Origin of the sequence: Paenibacillus sp. MZ03-122A (assembly GCF_024213325.1) — a bacterium.
Classification (GTDB): Bacteria; Bacillota; Bacilli; order Paenibacillales; family Paenibacillaceae; genus Paenibacillus; species Paenibacillus polymyxa_B.
The window spans coordinates 327905-346493 of sequence record NZ_JANAVI010000004.1; the positions used below are offsets into that span (position 1 = coordinate 327905).

Annotated in this window: 17 protein-coding genes; all 17 read left to right on the forward strand. The window is 45.1% G+C overall.

Annotation, left to right across the window (positions count from 1 at the left end):
* The first annotated feature begins 4 nt into the window (after positions 1-4).
* Complete coding sequence (modA, locus tag NLX74_RS11525) at positions 5-856, forward strand: molybdate ABC transporter substrate-binding protein (protein ID WP_254328790.1); 852 nt, start codon at positions 5-7, stop codon at positions 854-856.
* On the forward strand, positions 853-1530 hold the full coding sequence (gene modB / locus NLX74_RS11530) for a molybdate ABC transporter permease subunit (protein ID WP_028542273.1): 678 nt from the start codon (positions 853-855) through the stop codon (positions 1528-1530). The genes modA and modB overlap by 4 nt, the downstream gene beginning before the upstream one ends.
* A gap of 197 nt (positions 1531-1727) precedes the next feature.
* The gene (locus tag NLX74_RS11535; RefSeq protein ID WP_254328791.1) at positions 1728-5402 is read left to right on the forward strand and encodes a nitrate reductase subunit alpha; all 3675 of its coding nucleotides are present in this window, start codon (positions 1728-1730) and stop codon (positions 5400-5402) included.
* Positions 5392-6969, forward strand: coding sequence for a nitrate reductase subunit beta (narH, locus tag NLX74_RS11540; RefSeq protein WP_028542275.1), 1578 nt, complete (start codon positions 5392-5394; stop codon positions 6967-6969). Before NLX74_RS11535 ends, narH begins: the two co-directional genes overlap by 11 nt.
* Positions 6962-7528 carry a nitrate reductase molybdenum cofactor assembly chaperone gene (narJ, locus tag NLX74_RS11545; RefSeq protein WP_039274409.1) on the forward strand — a complete coding sequence of 189 codons (567 nt, stop codon included), beginning with the start codon at positions 6962-6964 and terminating at the stop codon, positions 7526-7528. The genes narH and narJ overlap by 8 nt, the downstream gene beginning before the upstream one ends.
* Positions 7528-8211 (forward strand): respiratory nitrate reductase subunit gamma, encoded by a 684-nt coding sequence (gene narI / locus NLX74_RS11550; protein ID WP_081330765.1) that lies wholly within the window; start codon positions 7528-7530, stop codon positions 8209-8211. Before narJ ends, narI begins: the two co-directional genes overlap by 1 nt.
* Positions 8212-8256: 45 nt before the next feature.
* Positions 8257-8709 carry a GAF domain-containing protein gene (locus tag NLX74_RS11555; RefSeq protein ID WP_029515512.1) on the forward strand — a complete coding sequence of 151 codons (453 nt, stop codon included), beginning with the start codon at positions 8257-8259 and terminating at the stop codon, positions 8707-8709.
* Complete coding sequence (locus tag NLX74_RS11560; RefSeq protein ID WP_039274412.1) at positions 8710-9774, forward strand: PAS domain-containing sensor histidine kinase; 1065 nt, start codon at positions 8710-8712, stop codon at positions 9772-9774. It begins immediately after the preceding gene.
* Between the two features lie 7 nt (positions 9775-9781).
* On the forward strand, positions 9782-10429 hold the full coding sequence (locus NLX74_RS11565) for a response regulator transcription factor (RefSeq protein WP_023989699.1): 648 nt from the start codon (positions 9782-9784) through the stop codon (positions 10427-10429).
* A gap of 22 nt (positions 10430-10451) precedes the next feature.
* Positions 10452-10982: a hemerythrin domain-containing protein gene (locus NLX74_RS11570; protein ID WP_254328792.1), complete on the forward strand. Its 531-nt coding sequence runs from the start codon at positions 10452-10454 to the stop codon at positions 10980-10982.
* 165 nt (positions 10983-11147) lie between these two features.
* Positions 11148-12302 carry a nitrate/nitrite transporter gene (locus tag NLX74_RS11575; RefSeq protein WP_013311332.1) on the forward strand — a complete coding sequence of 385 codons (1155 nt, stop codon included), beginning with the start codon at positions 11148-11150 and terminating at the stop codon, positions 12300-12302.
* Positions 12295-13314 carry a ThiF family adenylyltransferase gene (locus NLX74_RS11580; protein WP_254328793.1) on the forward strand — a complete coding sequence of 340 codons (1020 nt, stop codon included), beginning with the start codon at positions 12295-12297 and terminating at the stop codon, positions 13312-13314. The genes NLX74_RS11575 and NLX74_RS11580 overlap by 8 nt, the downstream gene beginning before the upstream one ends.
* An 85-nt stretch (positions 13315-13399) precedes the next feature.
* Positions 13400-13843, forward strand: a complete 444-nt coding sequence (locus NLX74_RS11585) for a molybdenum cofactor biosynthesis protein MoaE (RefSeq protein WP_039274531.1) — start codon at positions 13400-13402, stop codon at positions 13841-13843.
* Positions 13836-14069 carry a MoaD/ThiS family protein gene (locus tag NLX74_RS11590; protein ID WP_254328794.1) on the forward strand — a complete coding sequence of 78 codons (234 nt, stop codon included), beginning with the start codon at positions 13836-13838 and terminating at the stop codon, positions 14067-14069. The genes NLX74_RS11585 and NLX74_RS11590 overlap by 8 nt, the downstream gene beginning before the upstream one ends.
* A 37-nt stretch (positions 14070-14106) precedes the next feature.
* On the forward strand, positions 14107-15123 hold the full coding sequence (gene moaA, locus NLX74_RS11595) for a GTP 3',8-cyclase MoaA (RefSeq protein ID WP_254328795.1): 1017 nt from the start codon (positions 14107-14109) through the stop codon (positions 15121-15123).
* 586 nt (positions 15124-15709) lie between these two features.
* The gene (gene licT, locus NLX74_RS11600) at positions 15710-16543 is read left to right on the forward strand and encodes a BglG family transcription antiterminator LicT (RefSeq protein ID WP_254328796.1); all 834 of its coding nucleotides are present in this window, start codon (positions 15710-15712) and stop codon (positions 16541-16543) included.
* A 106-nt stretch (positions 16544-16649) separates the two neighbouring features.
* Positions 16650-18563, forward strand: a complete 1914-nt coding sequence (locus NLX74_RS11605) for a beta-glucoside-specific PTS transporter subunit IIABC (RefSeq protein ID WP_254328797.1) — start codon at positions 16650-16652, stop codon at positions 18561-18563.
* The last annotated feature ends 26 nt before the right edge of the window (positions 18564-18589 follow it).

Sequence of the window (18589 nt, forward strand, 5' to 3'; positions counted from 1 at the left end):
CCAAATGCATAAATTAATTAAAAGTAGCACTGTTTTCGTTTTGGTTATTTCCATCATTTTATTATTATCAGGATGCGGTACGAAACAGCAACTAGATTCAAATGTTGGCAGTGCGGATCAGAACGGATCTTCCAGCCAGACATCTTCGAAAACGGCTGAAACTATTGAGCTTACCATATCCGCAGCAGCAAGTTTAACGGATGCGCTCAAAGAAATTCAGCATTCATACGAATCAACCCATACAGACATCAAATTGAATTTTAACTTCGGCGGCTCTGGTGCGTTGGAAAAACAAATTGAGCAAGGAGCGCCGTCGGATTTGTTTTTGTCCGCTTCGACCAAAAACATGAAGTCCCTTGTTGATCAGCAGTTAATAGATACGAAAAAACAAAAAACGTGGCTGACGAACGAATTGGTCGCGGTTATCCCTGCAGACGGGACGATGAACATCGCGAGTGTAACCGATTTAACAAAAAAAGAAGTGAAGAAAGTTGCGATCGGAATTCCTGAAAGTGTTCCAGCGGGTAACTACGCACAGGAAGCGCTGATGAAAGCGAAGCTTTGGGACACGTTACAGAGCAAGCTGGTTCAAGCGAAAGACGTTAGACAAGTGCTGCAATATGTGGAAACTGGGAATGCAGATGTCGGATTTGTATATAGAACAGATGCATTGACTTCACAAAAGGCAAAAATCGCCTTTGAGGTGAATCCCAAAACCTATTCACTTGTTGAGTATCCAGTCGGGATTGTCAAAGCTACAAAGCACATTCAAGAAGCCGAAGACTTTTATGCATACTTACAATCGCAAGAATCTCTGAATATTATGGATAAGTATGGATTTACCATACCGAAGTGAGCATGCAAGATATAGATTGGAATGAATATTGGCCTCCTATCCGATTATCGTTGCAGGTTGCACTGTTATCCAGCGTTCTCGTAATCATATTAGGCTTGCTTGTGGCATGGTCAATGTCGCGGTTGGGATTATTTAAAGGGAAAACGGTTGTTGAAACCGTGCTTATGCTGCCCTTGGTACTCCCACCGACGGTTGTTGGTTTTTTACTGCTCATATTACTTGGACGAAAAAGCGGGTTCGGACGGTTTGTGGAGCAATGGTTTGGCGAGCCTATTATATTCTCGTGGTGGGCAGGGGTTATAGCAGCGGTGGTAGTAGCTTTTCCTCTAGTCTATCGGACGCTGAGAATGGGATTGTCTTCTGTTGACCGGGACTTGGAAAACGCGGGACGTTCGATGGGTGCAAGTGAATGGCAGGTTTTTCGATACATCACCTTCCCTTTAATTTTCCCTTCTTTTAAAGCTGCCTTCATACTCGGTTTTGCCCGCGGCCTGGGCGAATTTGGTGCTACGCTGATGATTGCCGGAAATATTCCGGGTAAAACACAAACGATTCCGACGGCCATTTATATTGCAGTGGATGCTGGTCATCTTCCTATGGCGTGGGCGTGGACATGCTCTATCATACTCATTTCTTTTATCATGCTCCTGTTAACGGGTCAAAAGAACAATTAATTACTTCATACAAGCTTCCCTTTAGCAGGGGAAGCTTTTTTGTATCTTTCCATAGAACGAGGGATTTCCTGTAGCGCTATAGGACATTCCCTAATGGGAACAGAGATGAATGAATTACATAATGAGAGTAAGCGAATGAGTCTTCCCTTGGAACTTGCGTTGGGATGATTCTTTCTAAAAAGGAGTGTTGGTCATCGATGAAAAAGAAATACAACCTCAACTTTTTTAAACCGATCGAAAGCTATTCGGGAAATTGGTCAATCCTTGAGGAAAAAAATAGAGAATGGGAAAACGTATATCGTCAGCGTTGGTCTCACGACAAAGTGGTTCGGACGACTCACGGTGTGAACTGCACCGGTTCCTGTAGTTGGAAGGTTTTTGTCAAAAACGGCATCATTACCTGGGAAAATCAACAGATCGATTATCCTTCCTGCGGTGTAGATATGCCAGAATTTGAACCGCGGGGATGCCCGCGTGGGGCTACATTTTCCTGGTATGAATACAGTCCATTACGCGTGAAATATCCTTATATGCGCGGTAAGCTGTTGCGGCTCTGGCAGGCGGCCATCCAGGAGCATGCCAATCCGGTGGAAGCATGGGCAAGCATTGTGGAAGATCCGGAGAAAGCCAAGCTCTACAAATCAGCTCGCGGAAAAGGCGGTCATGTCCGTGTCACTTGGGACGATGTCCTGCGTCTGATCTCGGCACAACTCATCTATACCATTCGTAAATACGGTCCTGACCGGATTGCGGGCTTTACGCCAATCCCGGCGATGTCAATGATAAGCTACGCTTCGGGAGCCCGATTCATTTCGCTACTGGGTGGGCAGATGTTGAGTTTTTATGACTGGTATGCCGATCTTCCTCCTTCATCTCCTCAAATTTGGGGGGAGCAGACGGATGTACCGGAATCTTCTGATTGGTACAATGCGGGTTACCTGATTATGTGGGGATCGAACGTACCGCTTACCCGGACGCCAGACGCTCATTTTATGACGGAAGTACGATATAAGGGAACAAAAGTCGTATCAGTGGCTCCCGACTTGGCGGAGAATGTGAAGTTCGCTGACAACTGGCTTGCCCCAAATCCGGGTACAGATGCTGCCGTAGCCCAGGCTATGACGCATGTTATTTTGGATGAGTTTTACAAAGAGCGCCAAGAACCGATGTTCATTAACTATGCCAAACAATATACGGATATGCCGTTTATGATTCTGCTTGATCCACACGAGGGAGCCTGGAAAGGTGGACGTTTTCTACGGGCGAGTGACCTGGGGGATGCTTCGCCGCATGCGGACTGGAAGCCGGTCATATATGACGAAGCGGCGGGGGAAATGCTGGTCCCGAACGGTACGATGGGACAGCGCTGGGAGCAGGATAAGAAATGGAACCTGATTCTGGAACGGGAAGATGGAACAAAGGTTGAGCCCGCGCTCACTGTGGAAGGTCATGGCGAGCAATGGGAAGAAATCGTATTCCCTTACTTTGATAACGCCGGTAATGGAACGTTCAAACGTGTAATTCCGGCCAAAAAAGTACGCTTGGCAGATGGCTCGGAGCGTTACGTAGCAACTGTGTACGATTTGATGATGAGCCAGTATGGTGTCGCACGCAATGACAGCCCTAATAACGCCAAAAATTATTACGACGAAGCTTCGCATTATACCCCTGCCTGGCAGGAGAAGATCACAGGTGTGAAGGCGTCTGTTGTGGTACAGATTGCTCGGGAATTTGCCCAAAATGCTATCGATACTAAAGGTCGCTCCATGATTATTATGGGTGCGGGTATCAACCACTGGTTCAATAGTGACACGATCTATCGGTCCATCTTGAATCTTGTCGTGTTGACTGCTTCCCAAGGTGTAAACGGTGGAGGCTGGGCGCATTATGTGGGTCAAGAAAAGCTCCGCCCAATCGAAGGCTGGTCAACGATTGCTTTTGCAAAAGACTGGCAAGGGGCGGCTCGGCAGCAAAATGCTACATCGTTTTTCTACTTTGCAACAGAGCAGTGGCGTTACGAAGAAAGTGGAACAGACACCTTGAAGTCACCGATTGGCGGGGATGTCAGTTACAGACATCCAGCAGACTATAACGTACTCGCAGCACGTCTGGGTTGGCTGCCTTCTTATCCACAGTTTAATAAAAACAGTCTGCTGTTCGCCGAAGAGGCTGCACAATTAGGCAAGAAGTCCAACGAGGACATCATCAATCATTCTGTGGAAGAGATTAAATCACGTAAGACACGCTTCGCTGTAGAAGATCCTGGAGCAGCCGAGAACTTCCCGCGTTCACTCTTTGTTTGGCGGTCAAATCTGATTTCCAGTTCGGCGAAGGGACAAGAGTATTTCATGAAACATTTACTCGGAGCATCTGATGCCCTGCTTGCCCGGCCGAACGAAGAACAGAAACCTGAGGAAATCGTCTGGAGAGAAGATGTAGAAGGAAAGCTTGATTTGATGGTTGCACTTGATTTCCGGATGACAACAACTCCATTGTACGCGGACATCGTACTTCCTGCGGCAACCTGGTACGAAAAAACAGACTTGTCGTCAACAGACATGCATCCTTTCGTGCATCCGTTTAATCCGGCTGTTAATCCACTGTGGGAATCCCGCGCGGACTGGGATATTTACCGCCAGCTTTCGGAAGTCTTTTCGGATATGGCAAAAGAGTACCTGCCAGGCATATATAAAGACCTTGTGACTGCGCCGCTCGCACACGATAGTATAGGCGAAATTTCACAGCCGATGGGTCTTGTAAAGGATTGGACCAAGGGCGAGATTGAAGCGATTCCGGGTAAAACCATGCCGAATTTCAGCATCATCGAACGCGATTATACTAAAATTCACGATAAGTTTATCTCACTCGGTCCGAATTTGACTAGTGGGAAAGCAGGTGCGCATGGCGTCAGCTTCTCCGTAGCGGACGAATATGAGGAAATGAAAAAGTTGAACGGAGTTTATTACGATGAATCCATTAAAGACGGACTGCCCAAAATCCAGACAGCTCGCCAAGTAGCCAATGCAATTCTCCACCTTTCATCCGCGACTAATGGACGGGTGTCGCAAAAGGCTTATGAGCAGGCAGAAGAGCTTCACGGTGTGGAACTCAAAGATATCTCGGCCGATCGGGCAGCGGAAAGGATCACTTTCCAAAGTATTACGGCACAGCCACGGGAAGTTATACCGACACCAGTATTCACTGGCTCGAACAAGAAGGGACGCCGCTATTCACCATTTACAACGAATATTGAACGTCTCGTTCCGTTTCGTACTTTGACGGGAAGACAGCATTTCTATATTGATCATGAGATTTTCCAACAATTTGGGGAATCATTGCCGATCTACAAACCGACGCTGCCGCCAATGGTGTTCGGCCCTCGCGATCGGGAAATAAAAGGCGGGCAAGATTCACTCGTGCTCCGTTATCTGACACCGCACGGTAAATGGAATATTCACTCCACCTACCAGGATAACCAGCACATGCTTACACTGTTTCGCGGAGGTCCTACGGTGTGGATCAACAACGAAGACGCAGAGGCACACGATCTTGCCGACAATGACTGGGTAGAGGTATACAACCGTAACGGCGTCGTAACCGCCCGGACCGTTGTCAGCCACCGGATGCCAAGAGGAACGATGTTCATGTACCATGCTCAGGATAAGCACATTCAAGTGCCAGGCTCCGAAATCACGGATACACGCGGCGGTAGTCATAACGCACCTACAAGAATCCATCTCAAACCAACCCAGATGGTCGGTGGATATGCTCAGCTTAGTTATGGATTCAACTATTATGGTCCGATCGGCAACCAGCGTGATGTGTACGTTGCGGTACGTAAAATGAAGGAGGTTAACTGGCTTGAAGATTAAAGCTCAAATTGCCATGGTCATGAACCTGGATAAGTGTATTGGCTGTCATACGTGTAGCGTGACCTGTAAAACAACCTGGACGAACCGCAAAGGTGCGGAATATATGTGGTTTAACAATGTGGAAACCAAACCGGGTATCGGTTATCCGAAGCGCTGGGAAGATCAGGAATTATATAAAGGGGGCTGGCAGCTCCGCAAAGGGAAACTGGAACTGAAGTCAGGCAACAAGCTGTCCAAGATAGCACTGGGTAAGATTTTTTACAATCCAGACATGCCGGAAATGAAGGATTATTATGAGCCCTGGACTTATAATTACGAGCAACTGACCAACGCTGGCGAACAGAAGCATTCACCTGTGGCACGCGCGCATTCTGCGGTAACGGGTGAAAAAATGGATTTGGAATGGGGTCCAAACTGGGAAGATGATCTGGCGGGGGCGCATGTAACGGGTCCGCTTGATCCAAATATTCAGAAAATCGAAGAAGAGATTAAATTTAACTTTGAGAAGTCTTTCATGGTTTATCTCCCACGGCTTTGCGAACATTGCCTAAATCCAAGCTGTGTCGCGTCATGTCCTTCGGGCGCCATGTACAAGCGGGACGAGGACGGAATCGTGCTCGTGGATCAGGAAGCCTGCCGTGGATGGCGGTATTGCATGACGGGCTGCCCATACAAAAAAGTGTACTTTAACTGGCAGACGAACAAAGCGGAAAAATGTACCTTCTGTTTCCCACGTGTGGAAGCTGGTCTGCCGACAGTCTGCTCCGAGACATGTACAGGACGAATTCGCTACCTCGGCGTTATGCTGTATGACGCGGATCGAGTGCTTGAGGCCGCTTCTACGCAGGATGAGAAAGAGCTTTATAAAGCGCAATGCGACCTGTTCATGGATCCAAGTGATCCGGCAGTGATTGCTCAAGCGAGAAAAGACGGTATCTCGGAGGACTGGATTGAAGCAGCGCAGAACTCGCCGGTCTACAAGCTTGCTATTGAGCACAAGCTGGCATTCCCGCTTCATCCGGAATACCGCACATTACCTATGGTCTGGTATGTGCCACCACTCAGTCCGATCATGAATTACTTTGAAGGGAAAGACTCAATTGAGAATCCCGATATGATCTTTCCGGCTATCGAAGAGATGCGCACCCCTATTCAGTACCTTGCCAATATGCTGACAGCGGGCGACACGCAAACTGTGAAGGAATCCTTGCAGCGAATGGCTATGATGCGCTCCTATATGCGTGCCCAATCCACAGGACAATCTTTCGATGAAAGCCGTCTTGAGCGCATCGGCATGACACCGCGGCAGACTGAGCAGATGTATCGACTTCTGGCGATTGCCAAGTATGAGGATCGTTTCGTCATTCCGACATCACATAAAGAAGGATATTCGAATCCGTACCGGGCTCAAGGATCTGCTGGTTACGGCGATACCATGGGAAACATGGGTTCTGGCTCTGGATGTGACGGCTGTAGTATGGCAAGTTCGATGGGGATGGAAGAGCCTTTGAAAACGGGCAAAGAAATGTATGAAGAAAACTTCTACGGGGGTATTTGGCGTGATTAATGTAGCGAAGTTGTATGAATGCAAGCCATCATTCGGGTTTTTCGCTCAGCAACTCATGTACCCGGAAAAGCTGGATTTTCATCCAGCTTTTCTGGAAGCATCGTTTGATCCGAACCATCCGGCATATACGTATGCGAACACCTACTGGTCCCTTATGCAAGAGTTCAGTATGGAAGAGATTCAGGAAATGTATACGGAAACCTTTGATTTTCAAAAGAATTGTGCACTATATATGACTTACTTTAAATTCGAAGATGCAAAAGAACGGGGACAAATGTTGGTCAAGTTAAAGGTGCTATATGAGATGTACGGTCTTGAAATGCCAGATGGAGAGCTGCCAGATTACCTTCCGCTCATGTGTGAATTTCTGTATGCCGCCGAATGGGCGCAAGATCCGAAGACGACAGAAAACTTCCGCATGCCAATCGCGATCCTGGAAGACGGCACATATCATTTGCTTAAAGCGCTGGAAAAAATGGAAAGCCCGTATTTTCATCTGGTGAAGGGACTGCGCGAAACGCTTAAAGCTTGCGTAGAACAGGAGGCGGCCGCGCAATGATGATGCTAGAGCAGTTTTTATGGGTCATTTTCCCTTATATGTGCGTGGTCGTCTTTATTGTAGGCCATATTTTCCGCTACAGAAACGACCAGTTCAATTGGACAGCGAAATCAAGTGAGTTTATTGAAAAAAAACAATTGATGATCGGAAGCCTCTTGTTCCACCTGGGTATCATCCCGGTTATTATGGGGCATGTGTCCGGTCTGGGCATACCGAAAACCTGGATGCATGCACTGGGTGTAAATGATCATCTGTATCATATTGGGGCAGTTTATATTGGTGGTATATTCGGAGCCATGACGTTCCTCGGTATGTTGATTCTCACCTCTCGCCGTTTTACAATACGCAATGTGCGCCGTTTAAGTACAGCGTCTGATTTGATCGTAAACGTATTGCTTTTGGCCATTGTATGCATGGGGATGTTTGCGACTCTCGTAACGAATGCGGTACAGCCAGAATTCGATTATCGAGAGACGATCTCAATCTGGTTCCGCGGTTTATTCATATTCCGTGTCGACCCGACACTGATGAGAGACGTACCGATGTCCTTCAAGCTTCATATCCTTATGGCCTTTGCGATTTTTGCATTCTGGCCGTTTACCCGGCTTGTACATGTGTGGAGTGTTCCGTTGAATTATGTGCGCAGAAGTTATATCCTTTACAGAAGACATAAATCGAATTAGGAAAGCGGGCTCTGCCTTCTTTCCTAATTCTATTAGGAGAGAGCGATGAATAATAGGATGGATTATCAAAGGGAGCTTGAGCGAATACGCGAACATTTCGGTTATGATTTCATGGCGCTTGCTCTGGTTGAACCGGCCGAATATCAATACGTAATTAAATGGAAAAATGCAGCCGGTAATTTAAATGATCGCTTTAAGCGAATTGTACTGCAATCCGGAAAGGGCATAGCAGGAGTCGTGTTCAAAACTGGGAAATCCGTTTTCATTCCATCTGTTCATCAATATGTGGGGGCAGACAACCTGTTTAACTACCCGATCGTTCAATCCGAGAAGCTCAAGAGTCTCGGGGCTGTTCCCCTATGGAATGATGCTCGCGTCGCGGGCGTACTGCTTGGTGGATTTCGGGAAGAACTGCTGATGACCGCAGCCATGATGCGTGATTTGGAAGCTTTGGCGCATAGGGGATTTGGAGAGTTGAACGGGAAGGAAGTGATGTAATTGACATTATCTGTAGGGACTGGCTCTTTGAATGCGCTAATGGTGAAGTTGTTTGAGAACAGTACAGAAGCCATTTTCTTTTTTGATGGGCAAGGGAACACCCTAGCTATGAACCCGGCAGCGGAGGAGATTGTGAGCGATGACGTCCTCATTCAACTCTATGAAGGGAAGGAAAAAGCTTTGTGTGGAACATGCAGGGGCTATACAAGCGAAACGGAGCCCCGTACCTGCCTTGATTGTTATTTCAATATGCCAGAATCCAAGGATTTCGCTTCTTTTCAGGTTTATCTGGAAACAAAGAGCAACGGAATGATCCCCTATGCCGCTTCTTTTCACACCATTGATTCTGAACATGGAACAAGGGTGTTGATGTTGAGGGACTTGACTCCGCAATTTCAGACGCAGGAAAAATTGTATCAAAACAAAATGATGAAGCATGTCATTGAAGCGCAGGAAAATGAGCGTAAACGGCTTTCCAGGGAACTGCACGACAGCGTCGCCCAGGAATTGATGAGTGCGGTTGTTGAGCTGCGGGTGTTAAAATACATGACGAATGATGAACAGCTCATCAAAAACATGAAGCAGACTGAAGCATCCATGACGCGATTGCTGGATGATATCCGCAACCTGTCTGTGGAACTACGCCCCGCCACACTTGATGATTTTGGGCTTGAAGCGGCATTTCGTTCCCACTTTAAGAGGGTTGAACAAAGCTTTGGTCTTGTCGTTGAATTTGTGTCGGATCTTCCCCAAAAGCGATATGGAAGTGAAAAGGAAACGGTCATTTACCGTGTCTGCCAGGAGGCTGTTCTCAATGCCTTGAAGTATGCCCAGGTAGATATGGTTAAAGTTTCTTTGTCTGAGCACGATCATACGCTTCGTTTGACTGTAGAGGACGATGGGGTTGGCTTTGAAAAGGGGAGCAATCCTATTGGAACGGGACTTGGTTTATATGGCATGCAGGAGAGAGCAGAACTGGTAGGTGGAAGTTTTGGCGTTCTTTCAAATGTTGGTCAAGGAACCAAAGTATTTTTAAAAATTCCGATTGGACATGAGGAGGAGTAAAGACGTGATCAAAATTGTGTTAGCGGATGACCATGCAATTGTACGGAGCGGATTTTCCATGATTTTGAACTTCCAATCGGATATGGAGGTTGTTGGAACGGCTGCAGACGGCATTGAAGCGTATACAATGGTAGCTAAATATCGTCCAGATATTCTGATCATGGACCTCAGCATGCCCCCAGGCGAGAGTGGATTGATCGCCACAGGCAAGATTAAAGAAGACCACCCTGATACTAAAATTCTGATTCTGACCATGCATGATGATGAAGAATATCTTTTTCATATTTTAAAGAATGGTGCTTCAGGGTATGTTTTGAAAAATGCTCCAGATGAGGAGCTATTACTTGCCATACGAACCATTCATGGGGGTGGGACTTATATCCATCCTAAAATGGCTACTTCTCTCGTTCGTGAGTTCATCAAAAAAGATACAACGTCACAATCAGAAGATCCTTATGAGATCCTGTCCAAGCGGGAACTGGAGATTCTGCCTCTGGTCGCAAAAGGTTACGGTAACAAGGAAGTTGCGGAAAAGCTGTTCATCTCTGTCAAGACGGTGGAAGCGAACAAAGCGAAGATCATGGAAAAATTGAATTTAAGAAGCCGGCCTGAACTGGTCCAATATGCATTAAAGAAAAAAATGCTGGATTTTTAGCCGATGAATGGAGGAAATCCGCGTGCTGGAAAATGAGAAACTGCGCTTTTCCAAACCTGCCATGCGTATTCTTGAAAATGAGCATCGATATCTAACATATCTGATGGATGAATGGCATGCCATTGTATTGTGGTTTGAGCAGCACAGAATACTAGATTTGGAAGAAGGCCGCAAGCAACTGGAAAAACTGAGAATGCAGATTATCGACTTTAGGGTACCCCTCAAGAAACATACCGAAAAGGAAGAAGAACATTTCTTCTCTATGCTAGGAACCTACATTGGTTTTGAGCAGGGACCGCTCGTCGGTATACAGGAGGAGCACCGTGAAATAGAGGGCTATATCGATCATTTTCTTTATCAAACGGAGGGCGATCTGAGTTTGCTCACGCTTGATGAGATTCAGGAGGCGACCAAGAACGCGGGAGAGGCGTTCGAAGTGCTGACTGTACATTTTATAAAAGAAGAAACTGTACTTTTTCCTATGGCAGAGCAACAGATCAATCGGAATGATCTAACCAAGTTATGTGACAAATTAAATACACTTATCTCTTAAAAAGACCAAGTCGCTTCTTATAGAAGCGGCTTTTTATATTTTCAGGGAGTCCCCTGTCAGGTAAAGGGGAGTCCCCTATATTCGAACAGATCGACTAGCGGCTACAATGAGGACATAAATTCAAATCAATAATTCGACAGAAAAAACGTTGAAAAGGTGAGTTAAATGATTAGAAAAATGCAGTTGCCGCTACAAACATTGAACTTGATTCTTGGATTCATGGTATGGGTTATCATTTCTTCGCTTATGCCGTTCATTACGGAGGATATTGCTATTCCACCCGGAAAATTGGCCATGGTTACGGCGATTCCGGTCGTGCTTGGATCGATTCTGCGCATTCCGCTTGGTTATTATGCCAACATCGTTGGAGCAAGAATCGTTTTTCTCGTTAGCTTTATTTTGCTTTTGTTTCCCGTCTACTACATTAGTGAAGCTTCTACGATGACGGATTTAATTATCGGTGGCTTGTTCCTTGGGATTGGAGGAGCTGTGTTCTCGGTTGGGGTGACTTCGCTACCGAAGTATTATCCAAAGGAAAAACATGGGTTTGTAAATGGAATGTATGGTATAGGGAATTTGGGAACAGCCGTCACTACCTTCTCGGCCCCTATTGTGGCTACACAAATTGGCTGGGCCCTTACAGTGAAGCTGTATCTCATTCTGCTGCTTGTTTTTATCGTTTTGAATTTCTTCTTAGGGGATCGTCATGAAGCTAAAGTAAAGACGCCTATTATGGAACAGATCAAAGGGGTTTACAAAAATGAAAAGCTTTGGTTTTTCTCGCTCTTTTATTTTATTACTTTTGGCTCATTTGTAGCGTTCACGGTGTACTTGCCGAATTTCCTGGTATCGAATTTTGAGCTGGCTAAAGTGGATGCAGGGATGCGTACAGCAGGCTTTATTGCGATTGCCACATTCTTCCGTCCCATCGGTGGCTGGCTGGCGGATCGGTTTCAGCCCCTGTTCCTGCTGGTAGGCACGTTCACAGTTTATACGGTCGCTGCGATTCTTTTGGCTTTTTCACCAGGGATTACCCTGTATACAGTAGGCTGCTTGGCGATCGCTGTAAGTGCTGGAGTGGGGAACGGTGTCATTTTCAAGCTAGTTCCATTTTATTTTAATAAACAAGCAGGTATAGTTAACGGAATTGTATCCATGATGGGCGGTCTCGGTGGCTTTTTCCCTCCGATCCTGTTATCGACGATTCATGCCGCTACTGGCCAATATTCCATTGGATTCATGCTCCTCTCCCAAGTGGCGCTGGCTAGCCTGATCCTCGTCATATGGCTGTATTATCAAGGGACACAATCTAATGAATGAACGTTATTCCAGACAGATCTTATTTAGACCCATTGGTGGCGAAGGGCAGCGTAATCTATCCGCTGCTGTCGTCACCATTATCGGTTGCGGGGCACTGGGTTCCGCCATTGCCGAAACATTGGTAAGAGCGGGCGTTGGAGAGCTGCATCTTGTTGACCGGGATTATGTAGAGGTGTCGAATCTGCAACGTCAGCAGTTGTTTACGGAGCAGGACGCCGCGGAAATGCAGCCCAAGGTTATGGCAGCTGAAAAAAGGCTGAAAGCCATACGAGAAGACGTGCGGTTGCACACATATCTCGATAACTTGGATGCCGAGCTTGTTCAAGAACTTGCCAGCAAAAGTATATTGCTGATGGATGCTACGGACAATTTCGAAACTCGTCTACTTATCAACGATGCTGCACTGAAGATAGGAATTCCATGGATTTACGGAGCCTGTGTTGGAAGCACAGGCGTTGTTTTTCCATTCGTGCCGGGAGAGTCTGCTTGTTTACGCTGCCTTCTGCCATCGTTGCCTGCGATCAATCAGACCTGCGATACGGCTGGAATCATCTCACCCGCAGTCCAGGTGACAGCTGCCCTCCAATGTGCAGAAGCCATGAAGTGGCTGAGCGACAGACGTGATAAGATGCGCCGCAAGGTTCATCTATTTGATCTATGGGAGAATACGCAGATGGACATAGGGATTTCCCGCATCCGTAACCAAGATTGTCCAACCTGTGGAGAGCATCCTACGTTTCCTGCACTGACAGCATCACGTCGCTCGGCGTATGCGGCTCTGTGCGGACGGAACGTGGTCCAGGTTCTTCCAGACCCACAACGTCCGATCACGCTCGATGATGCAGAGAAAATGGGCAGGCTTATAGCAGATCGTGTAAAAAGAACCCCTTATTTCGTTGAATTTTATGCTTTTAAGCATCGAATGATTTTATTCAAAAACGGAAGGCTTCTCATACACGGTGTACGGAGTGTTGCCAACGGTCAAAAACTATATCATCAGCTGTTCGGTTAAATGAGATGTAGATACAAAAAGCAGAAACATTTAAAAGAGTCTGTCACCGGAGAGTGGCTTGTCCGGTGGCTGGAAGGTGGAAAAGATGAGTGTATTTGAAATCGTAACGGAGCCCATTATCCCGCAGGCTTATGCGGATTATGTCCTAAGGCCGGAAGCAGGAGCGGTGACTATTTTTACAGGGCACGTACGAGAATGGACTCAAGGCGTACGGACCTTATACCTTGCTTATGAGGCCTATGTCCCCATGGCCCAAAAAAAACTCACAGAGATTGGTCGCGAAATCGAACAGAAATGGGAAGGGACGCGAGTGGCAATCGCGCACCGCATTGGCGAGCTTCAAATCGGTGATATCGCCGTTGTCATTGCCGTTTCTTCACCTCACCGTTCGGATGCGTATGAGGCAAATGAATATGCGATCGAACGAATTAAAGAAATAGTTCCTATTTGGAAACGAGAGATTTGGGAAGATGGAACGCAGTGGGTCGGAGGTCAAAAGAAAAAGCCGGGGGAGATCAGTCATGATTAAGCTGTACTACTTTGCGGGACTCCGTGAGGTGACGGGAAAAACAGAAGAATTGGCAGATTTGGCGGGCCAAACAGTAGGCGATTTATTCAATTGGATAACAGATCAATATCCAGATATGCCAATCCAGTCTGTGCGAATTGCGATAAACGAAGAGTATGCGTTGTCTACGGATGTATTACAGGATGGAGACATTGCAGCCTTCATTCCCCCAGTCAGCGGCGGCTAATGATAACGATGTTAAACAACTAGAAAGGAGGGGGCGTATGAATTTTCATCCACTGAAAGACAAGTTGCAGCGGCCCATTCGTGATTTGCGTATATCGGTTACAGACCGCTGCAATTTCCGCTGTTCCTATTGCATGCCTAAAGAAATTTTCGGTGACGATTACGCCTTTCTTCCCCAAAATGAATGTCTGTCGTTTGAAGAGATTCACCGGCTGACGAAGCTCTTTGTATCCCTGGGCGTAAAAAAGATCCGACTCACGGGCGGTGAACCATTAATGCGCAGGAATCTATCCGACCTGGTCTCCCAAATCCTATCCATTGACGGAGTGGAAGATGTCGGCTTGACCACCAACGGTGTGCTGCTAGGACAGCAGGCTAAGCCTCTCTATGACGCGGGGCTACGACGGCTTAATGTCAGTCTGGACGCTCTCGACCCCGAGCTATTTGGGCGGTTGAATGGCCGGGGGATTAAGCCTGATGTTATTTTGAAGCAGATCGAATATGCAAGAGAAATCGGGTTTGAAATCAAGAACAATATGGTAGTTCAAAAAGGCGTTAATGACTCGGAGATTTTGCCGATGGCTGCTTATTTTAAGGAGCAGGGAATAACCCTTCGCTTTATCGAGTTTATGGATGTAGGGAATGACAACGGATGGAGCTTCAAAAAGGTACTAACCAAAAAAGAAATCGTTGAACGACTTAAGAGTGCGTACGAGCTGGAGCCGATGGATCGGGATTACTTTGGAGAAGTGGCAAAGCGTTATCGTTATAAAGACAGCGACGCACAGATTGGTTTTATTACTTCAGTTTCTGAATCGTTTTGTTCGTCTTGTACACGTGCCCGCTTATCGTGCGATGGCAGGTTTTATACATGTTTGTTTGCTTCAGGCGGATTTGATTTACGCCAGATGCTTCGCAACGGGGCGAATGACCAGGAATTGCTCGATGTGATTACTTCAGTATGGGAACAACGTACAGATCGGTATTCCGATGAACGTACGGAGCAGACAGCCAACAACAAAAAAAAGATTAACATGTCCTACATTGGTGGATGACATTTTATACCATAATAATGTGCTGTATTTGATGTGGTTGCTCCGGAAAAGAAGGCGTAAACATTTTTGTTGGCAAAACTTAAATTCGATGTTATTATGATTTTGGGATTGTTACTGAAAAGGCAAAACCCGAGGCATGGAATTCAATTTCCATGTGTTGGGTTTTGCCTTTTCTTTTTAGAATACGAGCTTTACGATATCCTGCATGATATGAATATCTGCCCAGCAATAACGCAGAAAGGTGAGTGATATAAAGCCTTACAAGTGCTGAACAACAAAGATGATGACGTCGACCAACGAATCGACATCCGAAAAATGATGTCATGGGAAGTGGTTAACCGACTATATCCATTTTCAGAACGGAATATCAGATCGGTTTGGGAGCACTCAAGATCAATGATGGAAAACGTAAGGCTTTTGTCTCTTATTATGAATGCGTTTTCATAACATAAAGTTGTAAATCAATACATTTGAATTTGATTTACGACGAAGATTTGATCGGCTATTACCGTCTTGTGACCTATCTGAAATTTCGCCCAGCATCTAAATCCTTTTTTAAATTTGATGGGATAAGGGGGGCAGTTAGATGATCATAACGAAGATATTTAATAACAACGCCATAATAGCCAAAGATCAAAAAAGAGATGAATTTGTTGTTATGGGTCGTGGTATTGCATTCAAAAAGAGTACAGGCGAACAAGTAGAAGAGCATCTAATTGAAAAGGTCTTTGTGCTTAAACATAAAGATGCTTCAGAGAAATTCAAGTTATTGTTAGAGGATGTTCCATCAGAATATGTTTCGTTATGCTATGACATCATTGAATATGGAAAAAGCATATTAGAAGCACAATTGAGCGATTATATATATGTTTCGCTTACGGATCACATGAACAATGCATTTAAAATGTTTGATGAAGGGTTTAAAAATGCAAATCCGTTAATTTGGGAGATTAAAAAATTTTATCCCAAAGAATTTGCGGTTGGCTTAAAAGCACTGGAGTTTATTGAAGAAGAAACAGACAAACGATTGTCAGAAGATGAAGCAGGTAATATTGCTCTTCATTTAATCAACGCTCAAGTAAACGGCTCCTACAACAAGGTAGCAGACGTTGCTCAGCAAACTCAAAAAATACACGACATCTTGAATATTATTAAATACTCTTATAATACCACCATAGATGAACACTCGATCAGTTATGAGCGATTTATTACACATTTAAGATTCTTCTTTCAGCGATTAAATAAAAAAGAAAAAGTAGAACTGGAAGACGATTTTTTGTGGAGGCAAGTGAAAGCAAAGTACAAAAAGGCCTATGTGTGCATGCTGAAGATTGAGAAATACTTGGATACGGTATTATCAGATGAGGAGAAGCTGTATATAACGATTCATATTCAGCGTGTGACCCAAAGACAAAATTGAATAACCCTTGGATTGTTACTGGTAATGCAGGCGAAACCAACCTAGATCGAATTTGATCTATTTGGTTTCGCCTTTTTTTATAAATACAAATAAAGGGGAAGTTACAATGAAGTATGAGACATTAGCAAAAGACATCATCAGAAATGTCGGCGGCAAAGAAAATGTGAATAGTCTAACTCATTGTATTACACGCTTGCGCTTCAAACTAAAAGATGAAAGTAAAGCCAATACAGAGGTTTTGAAAAATATGGATGGTGTTGTCACTGTGGTAAAGAGTGGCGGGCAATACCAGGTTGTTATAGGTAACCATGTACCTGAGGTTTATGCTGATGTTACTGCTGTAGGCGGTTTTCAGACAGGAGATTCAGAAGAAGCCTCAGGTGAAAAAGCGAGTTTGTTCAATAGATTCATTGATACCATTTCAGGTGTATTTACACCCACGTTGGGTGTCTTAAGTGCCACGGGTATGATTAAGGGCTTCACTGCCCTATTTGTAGCTTTGGGCTGGCTGGCCACTACATCGGGTACCTATCAAATTCTCAATGCTTTAGGTGATTGTTTGTTTTACTTCTTTCCTATTTTCCTGGGGTATACGTCAGCTAAAAAGTTCAATGCCAACATTTTTATAGGTATGGCTATAGGTGCATCACTTGTATATCCGACATTTAGCACGATAACAGCTTCGGGCAAGCCACTATACACTCTATTTAGCGGGACTATATTTGAGTCACCGGTATATATCACTTTCTTAGGTATTCCGGTCATTCTGATGAGTTATGCGTCAACCGTTCTTCCGATTATCATATCCACCTATGTAGGCTCAAAAATAGAAAACTTCTTTAAAAAGTTAATCCCTAGCGTAGTGAGAACATTTTTGGTTCCGTTTTTCACATTGTTAGTTATTGTACCCTTAGCATTGATTGTGATTGGACCTCTCTCGACTTGGGCAGGTCAACTGCTTGGGGCAGCAACCCTCTTTGTGTATAACTTAAGTCCAATTATTGAAGGCATAATCATGGGCGCTTTCTGGCAAGTGTTTGTTATCTTTGGATTACACTGGGGACTTGTTCCTATCGCTATGAACAACTTAGCAGTGCTTAAATTCGATCCGATTCTTGCGGCTACGCTGGGAGCTTCCTTTGCTCAGACAGGCGTCGTACTGGCGATTTTGTTTAAAACCAAAAATGTAAAACTGAGATCACTTTCCATTCCAGCCGTCATCTCCGGGATTTTTGGTGTGACAGAACCAGCGATTTACGGGATTACATTACCACGTAAGAAACCATTTATTTTAAGCTGTATAGCATCTGCAGTAGGCGGCGGTATTATAGGAATGATGGGAACTAAAGGCTACATTATTGGTGGATTGGGTATTTTCGCTATCCCGAGCTATATCAGTCCGGCAGGAATAGACAACGGATTTTATGGGGCTGTTATCGGTATCCTGGTAAGCTTTGTATTAGGTTTCTTGCTTATGTTCTTTGGCGGATTTAAAGATGATGAAGTGAAAGAAGCAAAAAAGGAAGACAGCGCACCAGGAGCAGCCAAAGGAGAAGTTTTAGTAAAACAAGAGACGGTGATGAGTCCATTAAAAGGTGAAGTGAAGTCTTTATCTGAAGTAACAGATGAAGCCTTTTCGACAGGTGCTCTGGGTAAAGGGATTGCCATTGAACCTTCTGAAGGTAAGGTCGTTTCACCTGTAGATGGTGTATTAACATCATTATTTTCGTCAGGTCATGCGATTGGAATTACAAGTGACCACGGTGTTGAGGTCCTCATCCATGTAGGCAAAGATACGGTCAAATTAAAAGGCAAACATTTTTATCCTAAAGTGAAACAGGGAGATGCTGTTAAAAAAGGCCAGCTGCTTATGGAGTTTGATATGGAAGCTATAAAAGAGGCTGGTTATGTTTTGACCACACCTGTTATCGTTGCCAATACTACGAATTACCTGGATGTCATTGAAACAGAGAAGAAGGCGATTGAGTATCAAGAGGATTTATTGACCGTCGTAGTCTGATCTTAATTAAATGTTGAGGAGGAATT

Excerpts from the sequence above, each read along its gene's own strand:
- narI (WP_081330765.1), top strand. The coding sequence starts at position 7,528 with ATGATGCTAGAGCAGTTTTTATGGGTCATTTTCCCTTATATGTGCGTG.
- NLX74_RS11580 (WP_254328793.1), top strand. The coding sequence starts at position 12,295 with ATGAATGAACGTTATTCCAGACAGATCTTATTTAGACCCATTGGTGGC.
- licT (WP_254328796.1), top strand. The coding sequence starts at position 15,710 with ATGATCATAACGAAGATATTTAATAACAACGCCATAATAGCCAAAGAT.
- modA (WP_254328790.1), top strand. The coding sequence starts at position 5 with ATGCATAAATTAATTAAAAGTAGCACTGTTTTCGTTTTGGTTATTTCC.
- NLX74_RS11605 (WP_254328797.1), top strand. The coding sequence starts at position 16,650 with ATGAAGTATGAGACATTAGCAAAAGACATCATCAGAAATGTCGGCGGC.
- NLX74_RS11585 (WP_039274531.1), top strand. The coding sequence starts at position 13,400 with ATGAGTGTATTTGAAATCGTAACGGAGCCCATTATCCCGCAGGCTTAT.
- moaA (WP_254328795.1), top strand. The coding sequence starts at position 14,107 with ATGAATTTTCATCCACTGAAAGACAAGTTGCAGCGGCCCATTCGTGAT.
- NLX74_RS11555 (WP_029515512.1), top strand. The coding sequence starts at position 8,257 with ATGAATAATAGGATGGATTATCAAAGGGAGCTTGAGCGAATACGCGAA.
- NLX74_RS11590 (WP_254328794.1), top strand. The coding sequence starts at position 13,836 with ATGATTAAGCTGTACTACTTTGCGGGACTCCGTGAGGTGACGGGAAAA.
- NLX74_RS11535 (WP_254328791.1), top strand. The coding sequence starts at position 1,728 with ATGAAAAAGAAATACAACCTCAACTTTTTTAAACCGATCGAAAGCTAT.
- NLX74_RS11575 (WP_013311332.1), top strand. The coding sequence starts at position 11,148 with ATGATTAGAAAAATGCAGTTGCCGCTACAAACATTGAACTTGATTCTT.